Source organism: Ruegeria sp. CL5, from assembly GCF_056536485.1.
Window position 1 is genome coordinate 1 of sequence record NZ_JBQFPS010000009.1, and the last position, 15,898, is coordinate 15,898.

At 57.4% G+C, this 15,898-nt stretch carries 18 protein-coding genes; 1 reads left to right on the plus strand and 17 read right to left on the minus strand.

What is annotated here, in order from left to right; genetic code table 11:
* Positions 1 to 272 precede the first annotated feature (272 nt).
* The 14 genes from ACR0IU_RS15240 to ruvC form a co-directional block, all read right to left on the minus strand.
* Positions 273 to 848, minus strand: a complete 576-nt coding sequence (locus tag ACR0IU_RS15240; RefSeq protein WP_480716846.1) for an MOSC domain-containing protein — start codon at positions 846 to 848, stop codon at positions 273 to 275.
* A 95-nt stretch (positions 849 to 943) separates the two neighbouring features.
* On the minus strand, positions 944 to 2,860 hold the full coding sequence (ftsH, locus tag ACR0IU_RS15245; protein WP_010438169.1) for an ATP-dependent zinc metalloprotease FtsH: 1,917 nt from the start codon (positions 2,858 to 2,860) through the stop codon (positions 944 to 946).
* A gap of 77 nt (positions 2,861 to 2,937) precedes the next feature.
* Positions 2,938 to 4,191 (minus strand): tRNA lysidine(34) synthetase TilS, encoded by a 1,254-nt coding sequence (gene tilS, locus ACR0IU_RS15250; RefSeq protein WP_480716847.1) that lies wholly within the window; start codon positions 4,189 to 4,191, stop codon positions 2,938 to 2,940.
* Entirely contained in the window at positions 4,188 to 5,018 is an 831-nt protein-coding gene (gene ybgF / locus ACR0IU_RS15255; RefSeq protein ID WP_170775036.1) for a tol-pal system protein YbgF, read from the minus strand. Before ybgF ends, tilS begins: the two co-directional genes overlap by 4 nt.
* A 4-nt stretch (positions 5,019 to 5,022) precedes the next feature.
* Positions 5,023 to 5,526 (minus strand): peptidoglycan-associated lipoprotein Pal, encoded by a 504-nt coding sequence (gene pal / locus ACR0IU_RS15260; protein ID WP_010438162.1) that lies wholly within the window; start codon positions 5,524 to 5,526, stop codon positions 5,023 to 5,025.
* An 86-nt stretch (positions 5,527 to 5,612) separates the two neighbouring features.
* The gene (gene tolB, locus ACR0IU_RS15265; RefSeq protein WP_260023063.1) at positions 5,613 to 6,932 is read right to left on the minus strand and encodes a Tol-Pal system beta propeller repeat protein TolB; all 1,320 of its coding nucleotides are present in this window, start codon (positions 6,930 to 6,932) and stop codon (positions 5,613 to 5,615) included.
* Positions 6,929 to 8,032, minus strand: coding sequence for an energy transducer TonB (locus ACR0IU_RS15270; protein WP_480716848.1), 1,104 nt, complete (start codon positions 8,030 to 8,032; stop codon positions 6,929 to 6,931). Before ACR0IU_RS15270 ends, tolB begins: the two co-directional genes overlap by 4 nt.
* A 15-nt stretch (positions 8,033 to 8,047) precedes the next feature.
* Positions 8,048 to 8,518, minus strand: coding sequence for a protein TolR (gene tolR, locus ACR0IU_RS15275; RefSeq protein WP_010438155.1), 471 nt, complete (start codon positions 8,516 to 8,518; stop codon positions 8,048 to 8,050).
* Between the two features lie 2 nt (positions 8,519 to 8,520).
* Positions 8,521 to 9,216, minus strand: coding sequence for a protein TolQ (tolQ, locus tag ACR0IU_RS15280; protein WP_010438152.1), 696 nt, complete (start codon positions 9,214 to 9,216; stop codon positions 8,521 to 8,523).
* Between the two features lie 105 nt (positions 9,217 to 9,321).
* A complete protein-coding gene (gene ybgC, locus ACR0IU_RS15285) occupies positions 9,322 to 9,705 on the minus strand; it encodes a tol-pal system-associated acyl-CoA thioesterase (RefSeq protein ID WP_170545473.1) in 384 nt (127 codons plus the stop codon).
* On the minus strand, positions 9,702 to 10,325 hold the full coding sequence (locus ACR0IU_RS15290) for a hypothetical protein (RefSeq protein ID WP_480716849.1): 624 nt from the start codon (positions 10,323 to 10,325) through the stop codon (positions 9,702 to 9,704). Before ACR0IU_RS15290 ends, ybgC begins: the two co-directional genes overlap by 4 nt.
* Before the next feature lie 63 nt (positions 10,326 to 10,388).
* A complete protein-coding gene (ruvB, locus tag ACR0IU_RS15295; protein ID WP_480716850.1) occupies positions 10,389 to 11,408 on the minus strand; it encodes a Holliday junction branch migration DNA helicase RuvB in 1,020 nt (339 codons plus the stop codon).
* 4 nt (positions 11,409 to 11,412) lie between these two features.
* Positions 11,413 to 12,090: a Holliday junction branch migration protein RuvA gene (gene ruvA, locus ACR0IU_RS15300; protein ID WP_480716851.1), complete on the minus strand. Its 678-nt coding sequence runs from the start codon at positions 12,088 to 12,090 to the stop codon at positions 11,413 to 11,415.
* A complete protein-coding gene (gene ruvC / locus ACR0IU_RS15305; protein WP_170781487.1) occupies positions 12,087 to 12,584 on the minus strand; it encodes a crossover junction endodeoxyribonuclease RuvC in 498 nt (165 codons plus the stop codon). The genes ruvA and ruvC overlap by 4 nt, the downstream gene beginning before the upstream one ends.
* A gap of 332 nt (positions 12,585 to 12,916) precedes the next feature.
* Here ruvC and ACR0IU_RS15310 point away from each other — a divergent pair, with 332 nt between their 5' ends.
* Complete coding sequence (locus ACR0IU_RS15310) at positions 12,917 to 13,129, plus strand: DUF1127 domain-containing protein (RefSeq protein ID WP_170477359.1); 213 nt, start codon at positions 12,917 to 12,919, stop codon at positions 13,127 to 13,129.
* A 113-nt stretch (positions 13,130 to 13,242) separates the two neighbouring features.
* On the opposite strand, the gene ACR0IU_RS15315 is transcribed toward ACR0IU_RS15310, so the two are convergent.
* The 3 genes from ACR0IU_RS15315 to ACR0IU_RS15325 all read right to left on the minus strand — a co-directional run bounded on the left by ACR0IU_RS15315 (position 13,243) and on the right by ACR0IU_RS15325 (position 15,865).
* The gene (locus tag ACR0IU_RS15315; RefSeq protein ID WP_170477760.1) at positions 13,243 to 13,587 is read right to left on the minus strand and encodes a hypothetical protein; all 345 of its coding nucleotides are present in this window, start codon (positions 13,585 to 13,587) and stop codon (positions 13,243 to 13,245) included.
* Between the two features lie 99 nt (positions 13,588 to 13,686).
* Complete coding sequence (locus ACR0IU_RS15320; protein ID WP_480716852.1) at positions 13,687 to 14,565, minus strand: 50S ribosomal protein L11 methyltransferase; 879 nt, start codon at positions 14,563 to 14,565, stop codon at positions 13,687 to 13,689.
* Between the two features lie 67 nt (positions 14,566 to 14,632).
* The gene (locus ACR0IU_RS15325) at positions 14,633 to 15,865 is read right to left on the minus strand and encodes an MFS transporter (RefSeq protein ID WP_170545492.1); all 1,233 of its coding nucleotides are present in this window, start codon (positions 15,863 to 15,865) and stop codon (positions 14,633 to 14,635) included.
* Positions 15,866 to 15,898: the final 33 nt, after the last annotated feature.

The following is a 15,898-nucleotide window of genomic DNA, read 5'->3' on the forward strand; positions in this document are numbered from 1 at the left end:
CCGTAGGGCAGCAGATCATCACTGGAAATGCCCAGCTTGGCACCGATCTCCTGAATCGGCTTCTTGTTTGCCTCACGGGCAATCTCAATATCGGATTTATAGCTCATTGGGTCGGGTCCCTGATTGAATTCCGTGCACGGCCGACGCGCGGGAGTCGGCGCTATGCAGTCCTTACGATGGTGCAGCGCCTTAGTGAACACAGATTCCGACATAATCAAGCCGTGAAACGGCTTCGATCCATTTCGGGCATTACCTATAGAGGTCTTATGTTTTCAAGGTGACCAAGGACGTTGATCCGGTACAAACAATGACATGCAATCGCCTACTCGCACTTTGCCTGGCCGTTCGACCCAGGCCGTCACGCCTCTGCGGCCCTGTGCCGCAGATTTGAATAATGCACCATAACCGGGGGAAACGGCCTCTATTTCACGCCCTGGCAGGACACAGGGGCGGTTTTCCATATCAACGGTGATCGTCAAGCCCCCCACTGCCTGCAGCCGAGAGCTTGGCGGTATGTGGGTAAAATCAGGGATCCCTTTGAGAACCATACTTGCACCCAGCAAAGAGGGATCAAGCCCATCCAGCCGCATATCACGAGCGATCACATCCAGTTCATCAGCGCACAGAATAGAAAGCTGACGCACATTCCTTATCTCAGTGCCGTTCGGGTACAGGTCCCTGACCCGCGAACACGACGCCCGGGTATGCCCCTCATGGCGTGCACCCCGGTCGCCTTCGAATTCGAGATCAAGCGCTTCGACCGCCTGTGCGCTAATAGCGCCACCAACCACTACGTGACCCAACCAGACAACCTCGGCAGCGTATTCCATTTTCCGCAGTACCGGCATTTCCTACATCACCCTCTCGCCTTGTGGGTCATAGAGAACATGCGGATGATGTGATGGAAAGAAAAAAGACCCGAGCAACGCCCGGGTCTGTCTGGTTAAGCTGAGGGTTCAGGCTCCATGCCACCTTCGGGTGGAGACTTCTTAGCCTTGGTTTTGGGAATCGCGGTGACGCTTGGCGCGTTGCCCTCATCTGGCTTATCGCCTTCGTCATCGCTCTCACTTGGCGATTCTCCATTCATAACCCGCTTGATCTCATCTCCGGTCAGCGTCTCGTATTCGAGCAAACCCTGAGCCAGGCGTTCCCATTCCTCGTTCTTTTCGGTCAGAATCTGGTGCGCGCGCTCATAACCTTGCTGGATCAAGCGCTTCACCTCTTCCTCAATCAGCTCTTTCGTATGAGCCGATACTGAGAATCCGGCAGTATTGCCCGAATAGCCTTCGTGGGCTTCGGCATAGTCAATGTTACCGACCTTGTCCGACATACCCCAGCGCATCACCATAGCCCGCGCCAATTGGCTGGCCTGCATGATGTCGCCTGCAGGGCCATTCGAGACGTGATCTTCGCCGTATTTGATCACCTCGGCCGCCTTACCTGCCATGGTCATGGCCAGTTTCTGCTCGCACTCATCCCGGTGATAGTTCAACCGATCCATCTCGGGTAAGGACACAACCATACCCAACGCTCCACCGCGTGGAATAATGGTCGCCTTGTATACGGGATCGCACATCGGCAATTCCAGACCAACGACGGCGTGACCGGCCTCGTGATAAGCCGTCTTCTCTTTCTGATCCTGGGTCAGCACCATCGAGCGGCGCTCGGCGCCCATCATCACCTTGTCCTTGGCGTTCTCAAAATCTTCCATTGTGACAAAGCGGCGACCCACACGAGCGGCCATCAGCGCGGCCTCGTTCACGAGGTTCGCCAGATCAGCACCCGAGAAGCCGGGTGTACCACGCGCGATGATGCGCAGATCGACATCGGGACCCAAAGGTGTCTTGCGCGCGTGCACGCCCAGTATTTTCTCACGGCCTTTGATGTCGGGGTTGCCGACAGTCACGTTGCGGTCAAACCGGCCCGGACGCAGCAGAGCCGGGTCAAGAACATCCTTACGGTTGGTCGCGGCTAGAATGATCACACCTTCGTTGGCCTCGAACCCGTCCATCTCGACCAGAAGCTGGTTGAGGGTCTGTTCGCGTTCATCGTTACCACCGCCATAACCCGCGCCACGATGGCGACCTACGGCATCGATCTCGTCAATAAACACGATACATGGCGCGTTCTTCTTGGCCTGTTCGAACATGTCGCGCACACGGGATGCACCTACACCCACAAACATCTCGACAAAGTCTGAACCCGAGATGGTGAAGAACGGCACGCCCGCCTCACCCGCGATCGCGCGGGCCAGCAGCGTTTTACCGGTCCCTGGAGGGCCAACCAGCAGCGCACCTTTTGGGATCTTGCCACCCAAGCGCGAGAATTTCTGTGGGTTACGCAGGAATTCAACGATCTCTTCCAGTTCTTCCTTGGCCTCATCAATGCCGGCGACGTCGTCGAAGGTTACGCGCCCATGCTTTTCAGTCAGCATCTTAGCCTTGGATTTGCCAAAGCCCATAGCGCCGCCTTTGCCGCCGCCCTGCATCCGGTTCATGAAATAGACCCAGACACCGATCAGCAGCAGGAAGGGCAGCAATGTGATCAGGAACGACTGGAACCCTGACTGCTGCTGTTTCACAGCCTCAACAGGGATGTTTTTGTCGATTAGCAGCTTAGTAACCTCGGCATCGGCGGGTTTGATCGTAGTGTAACTGGCGCCGTTCTGAGTCGAATAGCGAATCTGCTCACCGTCCAGCGTGACTTTGTTGACCTCACCACTTTCGACGGCGGACACAAAATCAGAATAGGTTTTTTCATTGCCCTGAAGCGACCCGCTGGGTCCGCTGAACAGGTTGAACAGTGCAAGGATCAGTAGAAACAGAACGACCCAGAAGGCGATGTTGCGAGCGTTGCCCAAGGAAAATCTCCCGAAAGGTTTCGGCAGGTGGGGACCTGCCGGAGTTACCCCTTAAAATAGAGAGGATTGTGGCAGGTTCAATGCGATAAAATCAAAGCCGCAAAGTCAGACCTTTCTGGCAGCAATTCGACGCGCCATTCATTCGCAAAACTGGCCAAAGGTGCCGCCAAAACCGTATCACCAGCCCAAACGGCGGGTGTCGACAACACTACAGTACGGGGTTTGCCTGTGGAGCGCCAATTTTCGAGCTGCCGAATTCCATCTTCACCCAGCGCCCGAATTTCAGCATCTGCATGATTTGGACCAGATACGATCCAGCGGCGATCCCATGGTTCAAGCGGTCGTGCGCGTTGATCCCTGATGGCGTTTAGCTCTCTGCAAATCCAAGTTTTTTTGCCTTCTGGAACCAGAATACAACCCCCGAGCGTCGTCGCCTGACCAGAAGAGATCGCATCCATCACTTGGTCCACCGCGTTGTGACGCGGAGGATAGCCAGCGCCAGCAATCCACAAGACAGACGCAATCACCAAACGCCGGCGAATTTCCTCGGGTAAAGTTTCGAAATCACCGCGGTCGAGACACAAATCGCCATCCGACACCTGGATGCATCTGGCAGCGGATTCCTGCGTGTAGCGCGCCAGAGCCTCACGCGCTTGTGCCATATTTTCAGCGACCTTTGATAAGTTCGCTGCGGTGATGCCGATCTGATCCAACCCGGATAGGACCTGACGCGCCTTGATCCGATCAAAGCGCTGGTCCTGATTCGAGGGGTCATCAATCCAAGAAATGTCTTGCGCAGTCAGATAGTCTCGTAAGCGCTCACGTGTCGTGGTTAGCAATGGGCGCAATAGGGCTATCCCCCCTTCTTTGCGCGACCCGGACATTGCTGAAAGGCCTGAAACGCCCGCCGCGCGCGCCAACCGCATCAGAACGGTTTCGGCCTGATCGTCTGCGGTATGACCCAGTGCGATTGCCTGCAACCCTTTGGCCTTGGCCCAGGCGACAAGCAGTCGATATCGCGCACGCCGCGCCTGATCTTGCAGATTACCGGCTTTGTCCCAACCTTGCCATTTCAGTATTTCATGAGGGATACCCCAGCGCTGCGCCAGTGCCGCGGCAGCCAAAGCTTCCGAGGCTGATTCAGGCCGCAATCCATGATCGACCGTTGCCGCATATAGTTCCAATTGCTCTTGCTGTGCTATGTCCGCCAACAAACGCATGAGGGCAGTCGAATCACTGCCCCCTGAAACCGCCACACCCAGCCGACATGGTAGCGGGTCCGGCAAGCGCGCCCGCACTTCAGCCCGAAGCGTATCGGCGTCAATGTTCAAGAACAGCCCAGCGTTGCCATTTCCTGCACGGCTGAAGCCGCTGGTGCCGAGGTCGGGAACCGCACACCAACTTCGCCGAGTGTAATGCAGGCCTGATCTGTTTGACCCAATTGTCCAAGCGCTGCGCCCAACTCAAACAAAGCCTCGGGGGCCAGGGGGCCTTCGGAATCGCCTGTGAAACTTGCCAAGAACGCGCGTGCAGCTTCCCGGGTATCACCCACCCCTTTAAGCGCCTGCCCGCGCCGCAAATTAGCCTGACTCGCCAGCGGGCTACCGGGATAAGACAGGTCGAACTGCGCAAACAGATCGGCTGCGGTTTGGAAATCCCCATCCGCCAATGCCTGTGAAGCAGCGTCAAAATCCGCCTGCTCACCCACAGCAAGTTCACCTTGATCCGTGTCCGAGGGTTGCGTCGGCGTTGGTGAAGGAGCTACCGCAACTTCCGTTTGTGTCTCACCGCCCAGTGTGGAGGTTTCGCCCAATGTGCTCAGGTCTCCGCCTTCAAGCTCAACCAGACGGAACTCCAGATCACCAATCCGGTTCGTACCGTCGGTGACGATATTCTGCACCCGTTGGTTCAACTGCTCGGTTTGGCGCGTCAGACGCTGCAACTCGGCCTCGATCGCGTCGACACGTTCCAGAACGGAACTGCCGGACAGGTTCGGCGCGGGCGAGCCTGTGGTCGAAAACTCGCGCTTGAGACGCTGGATTTCAACATGCAGCACGGTCAGTTCCTGACGGATATCCGCCAATGTTTGCTGATCCTGTGCTTGTGCCACACCAGCGACGGCCACAACCGCCGCCAGAACCAATCCTGCAAATCGCATCATCTTACCCCAAGGTTGAGCCGGTCAGCACCGTCACCGCGCGGCGGTTTTTGGAATAGCAATCCTCGGTGCTGCAAATTTCGATAGGGCGTTCCTTGCCATAACTGACGGTGGTCAATCGGTTGCCCGCAACTCCGCGCGAGATCAAATATTCCCGAGCTGCGTTTGCGCGACGGGCGCCAAGCGCAAGGTTGTATTCGCGCGTGCCCTGCTCGTCCGCGTGGCCTTCGATGTTGGCGACAAAATCCGGGTTGGCCAGCAGCCAGTCGGCCTGCCCCTGAAGAACCGTCTGCGCCTGCGGACTGAGCGTGGACTGGTCGACGGCAAACAGAACCCGGTCGCCAACTGTCTGCTGGAAATAAGCTGGCGAGCGCGGATCACTGGGAGACCCCGGAACCAGAGCACCACTGCCACCGGCACCTCCGCCCAGTGCCGACGGATCGTTATTCGTACAGGCAGCAATCAGGGTCAGCACCCCGATAGCCGCGGCTTTGCTCAACAGTTTCATCTCAAGTGCCTCGTGTTTCGTTGTTTATTGCCGCGCTTCTATCACATTGCGGGTTTGTTGTGAACTTTACCTGCTGCCTGTTCCGATCAATTCTGCAGTGGTCCCCAAGACGGGTCGCTACCCCCATCCGGCGTTCGCACAGGGCGCAGGTTCCTTCCCGAAATATCCACGGAGTAAAGCGTCGATCGACCGCTCGCGCCTTGTGTTTCGCGGGTGAACATGATGACCCGCCCGTTCGGTGACCAGGTGGGACCTTCGTCTAGGAAAGAAGCGGTCAGAAGACGCTCTTCACTGCCGTCAGTGCGCATAACGCCGATGTGAAAGCGGCCCTTATTCTGCTTGGTAAAGGCAATCAGGTCACCACGCGGAGACCAGACCGGCGTGCCATAGCGTCCCTGTCCGAAACTGATCCGCGTCGCCTCGCCGCCGTTGGCGGGCATGATATAAAGCTGCGGAGTGCCCGAGCGGTCGCTCTCGAACACGATCTGGCCACCATCCGGCGAATAGCTGGGTGCGGTTTCGATCGCAGGTGTGTTTGTCAGCCGCACACTTTGACCCGAGGCCAGATCCATCTTCCACAGATCCGTGTTTCCGCCCTGCGTCAGCGAATAAACAATCGAGCGACCATCGGGCGAAAAGCGCGGCGAAAAGCTCATGGTGCCTTCCTGCGTTGGCAATTCCTGCCGTTTCACGCGACCGACATCCAGCAAGTAGATGCGTGGCTGACCGGTTTCATAGCTGGTGTACAGCAGACGGTCACCGGTCGGCGAAAAGCGCGGCGCCAGCACGATGGCGGCGCTGTCAGTCAGGTACTGCACATTCGCGCCGTCATAATCCATGATCGCCAACCGCTTGCGCCGCTGATCCTTCGGGCCACTTTCAGATACGAACGCAACCCGGCTATCAAAATAAGCACCCTCACCGGTGATCCGGGTATAGACCTGATCGGCCACCTTATGCGCCATCCGACGCCAGCCGTCGGTGGTGCCTGCAAACTGCAACCCATTGCCCAGTTCCTGACCCGAGAATACGTCCCACACTCGGAACCGAACCGTCAGCCGTTTGCCCGAAACATTGACCGCGCCTGTCACCAATGCCTGCGCGTTGATTGCTTTCCAGTCAGCAAATTGCACCGGGGCATCAAAACTGCTGACCCGGCTGATGAACGCATCCGATGAAATTTCGCGAAACAGGCCCGTTCCCGTCAGGTCCGACACGATCACGCGCGATATATCCTGAGCGTATTGTGCCGCAGAAGGCCCATCCGGCACAAAACTCGGCACCGCAAACGGCATCGGCTCGATGATCCCTTCATCGATTTCCAAGCGCAGCGGGCCACTCTGGGCATAGGCCGAGGTCGAAAGAAGGGTCAGGCCAACGAAGAGGCTGGTCAGAAGTTTCATCATTTGATCCGCATCCTCTCGGGATTGAAGGTAATCTCAATATCCTGCCATTGATCGTATTTGTCAGCAGGCAGGTCGTATCCTTTGGCGCCACAGCGTAAAATCGCGCGCCGCGCTGCCTCGTAGGCTTGTTTTGCCGAAGCGGCCGAGCCGCCGGTACTGTCCAGCAACTGCAGGCTGCCACCGACCACTTTACCGTCCCGGGTAAGCGAGAACCCAACGACGACGATAGTTTCCAGCGCATCCGTCGACAGAGATCCGACATTCCAACACCGCGACACGGCAACCCTCATCGCATCTTCCTCGCCGCTGGTCAGTGGAGGACCCGAAGGTTCGGTACCATTCCCCAGCGCCTCAGCAAGCGCGTCGTTGATTGCCTGATCATTTTGCGCGGGTTCTGTCGGAGCGGGTTCAGGTGCTTCGGCAACCTCAGGCTCGGGTGGTGGCGCCGGACGGTTCGGACGCACGCGCGGGCGGGGCGAGGTGCGGGGAGCCGGGTCCTCGACCTCTTCCGCCTCGGTGACGATCTCGGGCGCGGCTTCTTCAGGAGCAGTCTGGTCCTGCTGCTCTTGCCGAACCTCAGCACCCTCATCCAAAGAGACGGGAGGGGTCTCAATGTCATCCGGTTTCGCCTCCGGCGGGGGTGGTGCAATCTGTTCAGGTGCGATCTTATCTGCGGGGCTCGGTTCCGCCTCGGGACCCGGAGGAACCGGAAGCGCCGCCACCTCGGGCTCGGGCTGTTCAAGCGTCGGGGGCTGTTCGATCAGCTCAGGTTCGGGCTGTATTTCTACCTCCTCGGGCTCCACCTCAGGCTCGGGTTCCGGCTCTGGCTGGGCAACCGGTTCCGGCTCTGGCTGTTCTTCCGGTGCTGGGTCCGGCGTATCAATCTCGTCCGGCTCTGTGGGTTGTTGTAGTTCAGCCGGGTCAGTCGGCACCTCTGGTGCCTCCCGCTGGGCGGTCATTGCCGCAAACTGCTCAGACGATATCACGGTGACATCCTGCACTGCCATCGGCAATGGCTCGGACCGGAAGGTCCCTCCGAAAAGCGCCCAGCTGATCAGGCTGACATGCGCAATTGCCGAAATCTTGGTGCCGGTCTCCACCGCGCGACCTCACTCTCACCCTTCGTCCAGCGTTGGCCCGCCGGTATCGGTTACAAGACCCACGTTGGAGAACCCGCCTGCATTCAGCGCACCCATGACCTGCATTACTTGCGCATATGGGATAGCACCGTCAGCACGCAGGAACACTCGATCACTGCTGCGCTCAGCCGCAATGGCGCGCAACTTGCCGATCAGCTCTTCGCGCAGCACATCTGTTGTCTGGATCTGTACTCGGCCGTCTGCCGTCAAAGTGACAGTCAATGGTTCTTCGTTGTCACCGGGTAAGGCGCTTGCGGCTGTCTTTGGCAGATCAACGGGCACACCAACGGTGAGCAAAGGGGCAGCCACCATGAAGATAATCAGCAACACCAGCATGACATCCACAAATGGCGTCACATTGATCTCGGCCATCGGCTGGGCACGGCCGCGACGCCGCCCGCGCCGGCGTCCATTATCACCCGAGGATTGCTGAACCGCCGCACCCATCGTCAGCTATCCAACTGCCTGGACAGGATCGTTGCAAATTCATCGGCGAATGCTTCATAACCGCCTACGATCCGATCACTGTCGGCGCTGAGCTTGTTGTAGAAAATCACAGCCGGAATGGCAGCAAGCAAACCAAGGCCTGTGGCCAGCAACGCCTCGGCAATACCGGGGGCCACAACAGCGAGGTTGGTGTTCTGCTGTTCGGCAATCTCGATAAAGGCGTTCATGATGCCCCAAACGGTGCCGAACAGGCCGATAAATGGTGCAGTCGAACCTACCGTGGCTAGAATGGGCAGTCCTTTTTGCAGCCCTTCGGCTTCTTTAGCAATCGCCACATCCATCGAGCGGTCAATCCGCGCGGTCGCCCCGGCGATCAAACCACCATCGTTACGATGCGAGCGGCGCCACTCGATCATCCCGGCTGCAAAAATCTTCTCAGAACTGCCATCCGGCTGTGTCCCGATCTTCTCGAACAACTCGTCCAGAGGATTCCCTGACCAAAAGCTTTCGTCAAACACCTGAGCCTCACGACGCGCCGCCCGGTAATTGATCAGCTTTTGAATGATGATCGCCCAAGACCAAAAGGATGCGATCAAAAGGATCAGCATCACGATTTTGACGATAAATGTCGCACGGGCAAACAGCCCCCACATGGAGAAATCGATCTCCTGCGCCAGCGCCAGCGTTTCAGCTTCCATGAACCTGCTCTTTGTTTTGCCTGATGGCCATTTGGCCTTGTTTTGCCAAACGCTAACGCAGATGGATATGAAAAGCCAACAGAACCACCCTTGAGGGTGAAAATGTTACATCAATGCGCGAATCTCTGCCGGAAGGCGCACGGGCTTACCCTGCGCATTCATGCAAACCGCGGTGACCGCGGCACGAAAGATCTCGGTTTCACCACGCCTAACCAATTGCGACATCGACAGCCGCGCACCCGATAGTGAAACCATCTCGGTTTCCACCACCAATTCATCTTCGAAGCGCGCAGCGGCCAGATAATCCGCCTCGATCCGCCGCACGACCCAGACAATACCCGCATCCCGCATCGCGTTCTGATCGTTGCCCAGCTTGCGCACCCAGTCGGACCGGGCGCGTTCGATGAACTTCAGGTAATTCGCGTGATAGACTACCCCGCCCATGTCGGTGTCTTCGTAATACACGCGAACCGGGTAAACATGTTTCATTGCGGTTGTTCCAATCGGGCAAACAGACGCAACGCATGAGAGGAATCCTGCGCTGCCCCGGGTAAAACCGGATCGTAGGCGGCGCGGATCAAGGCGGCAATATCAGGCCGTAAGATCGTTGCGTCACCTGCGATGGCCAAAGGTGACGCGCTACGGAATGCCGTATCGGACCATAGCAGAATGGTCTGCACCACCTGGCTGAGCGCCAGTGTTTCCGCCGGGACCTTGGACATCTCCTTGTCCATGCGCAGAAACACAAAAGCCGCGCGAATTGCGCCATCTTCTTCGAACCGGAAAATGCGATACTGATTGGCAACAGCGGCAACCAATCGCTCGACCAATGGAGCCAAATCCGGGATCAGGCGATCCAGATCAGGAACTTCCAACAACTCCTGCCAATCTCGGAAGAAGAAGACCATGCAGTTGGCACCCAGCTCAGGGTCCGTCTCGGTCATCTTATGATCGGCCAGAGTGACGACCGCTTCAAACGCGCCTTTGACGGTCGCGAGTGTCTCATCCTCGACACCGAATACGATTGGCGCGATGGGCCGCCCCCAGCGCGCAAACAAAAACTCACCGTTTTCGCGCGTGAACAGCGCTTGGATCTCTTCCGGAGTCACGCTTGAACCTTCATCTTCTGAAAAATACTCTCAGTAGAGGCATAAAATCTCTTGCGAGCTGCTTCAACCAAACAGATCGCTTTGCACTTTGGGCGCAGCCATACCCAAATGCGTCCATGCCTTCTGCGCCAGCATCCGTCCGCGCGGGGTGCGTTGGATCAATCCTTGCTGCAACAGATAGGGCTCGATCACTTCTTCCAGCGAGTCCCGGCTTTCCGACAACGCCGCCGATAGCGTCTCTATTCCAACCGGACCACCAGCATAGTTCTCGGCAATCAGCTTCAGATACCGGCGGTCGGCCCCGTCCAGACCCAGATTGTCGACACCCAGTCGGGTCAGCGCCCAATCCGCCAATTCGCGGGTAATCCGACCATCACCTTCGACAATGGCAAAATCTACGACCCGCCGCAGCAAACGACCGGCGATCCGCGGTGTTCCGCGTGACCGTCGCGCAATTTCGCGCGCGCCTTCATCGTCGGCAGGAGCTCCCAGCTTCCGCGCATTCCGTGTGACAATCTCATGCAACTCATCGACCGTGTAAAACTGCAGCCGGGTTGGAATACCAAAGCGATCCCGCAGTGGGGTCGTCAATAGCCCCATGCGTGTGGTCGCCCCGACCAGCGTGAAAGGCTGTAACTCAATTCGCACCGTCCGCGCCGCCGGGCCTTCACCGATCACCAGATCGAGCTCGAAATCCTCCATCGCTGGATAAAGCACCTCTTCAACTGCCGGGTTCAGACGATGAATCTCGTCGATGAACAACACATCCCTTGATTCCAGATTGGTCAGGATCGCCGCCAGATCCCCCGCCTTGGCCAGAACCGGCCCCGAGGTCATGCGGAAATTCACTCCCAACTCACGCGCCATGATCTGCGCCAGCGTGGTCTTCCCCAATCCCGGGGGGCCATGGAACAGTGTATGGTCCATCGCCTCACCCCGCTTGCGGGCCGACTGGATAAAGATGCGTAGGTTCGCGCGTGCCTCGGCCTGACCGATAAATTCATCAAGGCCCTGAGGGCGCAGGGCGCGATCATTGTCTTCCGGCATCGGCTCGGGGCGCAAGGCGGGATCGGCGTCTACCATTAACTTACCCTTTCGGAGCCAGCAGTTTCAGCGCGGCGCGGATCAGATCGGCTTCACCCGCATCGGGCATATTGGCCGCTGCCTCGGCGACAGCAGAAGCCGCCTCGGATGGGCCATAGCCAAGATTGCCCAGCGCCGAAAGCGCGCCCGCAGAAGCAGCAGCAGCGCCTGAGGCCGGTTTTACCGCTCGTTTCGGCGCGGGCGCAGGCTCACCCGCGTCGATGACTTCCAGAGCGGGACCCTCCATTGCTTCGGTTACAGTGCCACCCATAGCCATCACGCTTGGGGCTTTGTCCTTCAGGTCCAACACGATCCGTTGTGCCGTCTTCGGTCCGACACCCTTGGCTGCCTTGACCGCCCCCCAATCGCCCAAGGCGATCGCACGGCTGACACCATCCGGTCCCAACGCACTGAGGATCGACAACGAGACCTTCGCGCCAACGCCCTGAACCGAGCAAAGCAGGCGATGCCATTCCTTCTCTACCAAGGACAGAAAGCCGTAAAGCTGCATCAGGTCTTCGCGCACAACCATGTCTGTGTAGATCGATACACCTTCACCCACTCCGGGCAAAGCCGCCATGGTCCGATCTGAGCAATAGACGATGTACCCGATCCCGCGTACGTCGATCAGAACGTGATCAGCAGCGCGATAGTCCAGTCGTCCGGTGAGTTTGCCGATCATGCACGCACCTCTTTCAACCGAGCCTGCGGAGCGGAGCCATAGTAGGAGTGACAAATCGCAATCGCCAAAGCGTCCGCTGCATCCGCCCCTTTGGGCGAACAACCCGGCAGTTGCAATTTAACCATGTGCAACACCTGTTCTTTCTCGGCGTGGCCTACACCCACCACAGTTTTCTTGACCCGGTTGGGGGCGTATTCACCCACCGGCAGACCGGCTTGTGCCAGGGTCAATAGCGCAACACCCCGCGCCTGCCCCAACTTCAGGGTTCCTGCTCCGTCTTTGTTGACAAAGGTCTGTTCGATGGCCGCCTGATCGGGCCGGTGTTCAGCGATAACCTCGACTATCTGGTTGTGGAGCGACAAAAGCCGTTCTCCCAAATCATCACCATCGGATTTACACAAGCCATTCGCGACGTGGCTCAGGCGGCTGCCCGTTGATTCGATGACGCCCCATCCCAGGGTCCTTAGACCCGGATCAATGCCCAGAATTCGCATGTTTGCTTCGGCCTGCTCGGGTTTACGTGATCTTTTTCCATCGATTAGCACGAAGCGTGAACATTTTCCAAGCAAAATGGTCGCAGGGTGAAAAACGACATTTGTGTCGCCCCTGGTCTTCCCGGGTTCATTTGCGACACGGACGGGTTCATTTTCGACCTCGATATGAAGGAAAATTAACCAATGATTTAAAGGGCTTTCAGAGATACTGAGCATTGCAAAAAACGCATAGGACACATGCAATTTCAGCGCTTGCGCGGCAAGATTGAGATCACTAGATGCCGCTCAGATCGCAAGATCAGAGTTTAACACAAACCAGAAGGAAACAGGATATGGCTGCACTGGACACCACCCGCACCACCACTGGCTCATTCGGCCTCGTCGGCCGTATCGGCGCGACTTTCGCATCGGTTGTAAGCACCGTAGTCGAATGGAATGACGCCCGTGTAACACGCAACGCGCTGAACGGTCTGACCGATCGTGAACTGGCTGATATCGGCTTGTGCCGTGGCGACATCGACGAAGTCGCCGAGGGCCGTCGATAACAAATTGTCGCTGCTCCAAATAAGCCCCTACTTCCTCCCTGTGGGGCGAACAGAAACACCGCGTGCCTCAAGACACGCGGTGTTTTTGATTGAGGAGGGCGTTCAAACTTAGGCTAGAACATTACCTTGTTTAATTGGGTGGCGAAGAATGCAGTCACAGGATCGGCTTGCATGATCCATGCACCAGCTTGTTCAACTGCAGTGCCTTGGTGCAAGGCATCCACGCGCGTGTCGTAGGCAGACGGGCCCAGATGGGACAGAAGGAAAGCTTTGAAACCAAAGAAGCCCACCACACACATGAGTAAAACCTTGGCCGGAACTGCCGAGCGCACGCGCTGCGGCTTCATCACCACCAGCCCATCCGACCGCATGGTCGCACGATACCCACGGCTTAGTTTTTGATGCTTTTTGTTCAAGCGCGTAACGCGTTGATCAAATTCCAGTTGTTTTCCAGTCATGGCAGCCTCCAAAAAACCGCCCCCCGATTGCGTCCAATGACGGTAAAAGAAGAATGCGACAAAAACGTGGCGAAAATCCACAAAACTCCCGCAAATGGCCTAGCTTTCGCCCCGTTTGCTTAAGATTAGCGTCGTCCACTCACCAATCTCACTCCTGCGCACCTGATTGAAGCCATTTTGGATATAAACTGTGAGCACATCATCAGCTTGTTCATTGAGGATTCCCGATAGGATTGCGTGTCCGCCTACCCGCAGATTCGCCGATATCTCTGGTGATAGCGCGACCAGGGGCCCTTTGAGAATGTTTGCAAATATCAGGTCATAAGGCGCATGTTCATTCAGGTCGGGATGATCGAATCCCGCAGCTTCGACGCATTTCACGGCTCCTGCCATACCGTTTGCCTTCAAATTGGCCTCGGCCACATCAACAGCAACCTCATCAATATCACTGGCGATGATATCGCCAACCCAAACCCGAGCCGCGGCCATCGCCAGCACGGCAGTACCGCAACCGATATCGGCAACTTTGGTGGCCGCGAAGCCTTCATCCAGAAGAAAGTCCAGAGCTTTGAGACATCCTAAGGTCGTTCCATGATGCCCCGTGCCAAAGGCCATCGCGGCTTCAATCAACAATGGAATACGACCATCGGGCAGCTTGTCTGCGTCGTGGCTGCCATAAACAAAAAAACGACCTGCTTCGACCGGGGCCAGTTCGCGACGTACGTGTGCAACCCAGTCAGTTTCGGGAAGCTCTGAGACGACGAATGGCTTGGCCTCAAATGCTGCAGCCAAAACGGCCAACGCCGTCTCGTCTGGTGCTTCAGTAAAGTACCCGCCAATCTCCCATAGGCCCGAGCCATCCTCGACCTCAAACACCCCCACTCCGGTGGGCTCCGGGTTCAGACGTTCCATCGCCTCGCCCAGACCTTCGGCTGCTACTCTGCCGGTCAGGGTGGTCAGTGCGGTGAATGTGGGCATGGGGGCCTCCTGTCTCAAGCTGCCCCTGCGCGTAGGGCGGCGCGGCGCCGAGGTCAAGCGCCGGTGACTACTCGGCGGGTGCAGTGGCGTATTTCGACAGGATTGTCTCGTTCCCGGCCTCCGGATGCCGTGGGATCAGAAGGGACAAGCCCAACGACACCATCGCCATCGCAGCGGCAAGACCAAATACGGCGCCCGGTGAAATGACCCAAAGCAGACCCAATAGCGCAGGCAGGAACACCGCCGCGATATGGTTAATGGTAAAGGCAACGGCCGCAGTGGGTGCAATATCTGCCGGATCGGCGATCTTTTGGAAGTATGTTTTCAGTGCCAGTGCCAGCGCAAACAGAACATGATCGATCACATATAATATTGCCGCCAGCAAAACGCCCCATCCGAACCAATAGATACCACCGTAGGCTGCGAATACGATTGCAAGGCCGGTATATTCAAAGATCAGCGTGCGGCGTTCCCCGAATCTGGCAACTGCTTTGCCCAACATCGGCGCTGCGGCCATGTTGATCATCAGGTTGATGAGGTAGAGGCTGGTCAGTTCGTGCACCTCAAACCCGAACTTCTCAACCATCATGAAGCCCGCGAAAACGATGAAAATCTGACGCCGCGCGCCTGCCATGAATTGCAGGGCGTAATACAACCAGTAACGTCTGCGCAGTACGATCTTTTTGGTCTGGGGTGTCGGCGAATCGAACTGCGGAAATGCGATCAGACAAAACAGCGCAAGCAGAACGGTTACGCCGCCAGCAGCCATGAAGACGAAGTTATAAGACAGATCGAACCGATCCCATGTCAACACGATCAAGCCATAGACCACAGCCGTCGCAGCCGAACCCATCGCAACCAGCCAGCCCAAAATCTGTGGCGCACGATCCTTGGGCAACCACTGCAGTTGCAACGACTGATTCACCGTCTCGTAGTAGTGAAACCCGATTGAGCTGAACAGAGTGACAAACAACAGACCGCCAAGGCTTGGAAACCACGCGGTCACCGCAGTTGCAGCGCCCAGCATCATCAACGAGATCATGGCCAGAACCTGCTCGCGGATGAAGATGATCACTGCGATAACGCCGACGGCCAGAAACCCCGGAATTTCGCGCACCGTGTGCAACAGACCGATATCCGCCCCGTCAAAGTTCGCAGCCTCTATGACAAAATTGTTCAGCAACGCACTCCACGCGTTGAACGCAATCGGCATGGTCAACGCCATCACGAACAAGAGCGTCATAGGACGGCGCCAGAGCGGAAGACTCTGCGCCTCAGACAAGGGCATGGGTTTCAGCATGAGGTTGCCTTACGCCGATTTGCACCTTTTGGC